This is a genomic window from Pectobacterium betavasculorum (genome assembly GCF_000749845.1).
Taxonomy (GTDB): Bacteria; Pseudomonadota; Gammaproteobacteria; order Enterobacterales; family Enterobacteriaceae; genus Pectobacterium; species Pectobacterium betavasculorum.
This window is the reverse complement of the sequence record NZ_JQHM01000083.1, coordinates 1-243: the sequence shown is the minus strand read 5'-3', so window position 1 is coordinate 243 and position 243 is coordinate 1. Positions and strand designations below refer to the sequence as shown.

The following is a 243-nucleotide window of genomic DNA, read 5'->3' as shown; positions in this document are numbered from 1 at the left end:
CTACGGGAGGCAGCAGTGGGGAATATTGCACAATGGGCGCAAGCCTGATGCAGCCATGCCGCGTGTGTGAAGAAGGCCTTCGGGTTGTAAAGCACTTTCAGCGGGGAGGAAGGCAATAAGGCTAATAACCTTATTGATTGACGTTACCCGCAGAAGAAGCACCGGCTAACTCCGTGCCAGCAGCCGCGGTAATACGGAGGGTGCAAGCGTTAATCGGAATGACTGGGCGTAAAGCGCACGCAG

1 rRNA gene is annotated in these 243 nt (G+C 55.6%); it reads left to right on the top strand.

The features are described 5' to 3' along the window. Positions 1 to 243: ribosomal RNA gene (locus KP22_RS21200) — 16S ribosomal RNA — on the top strand; the annotation flags it as partial.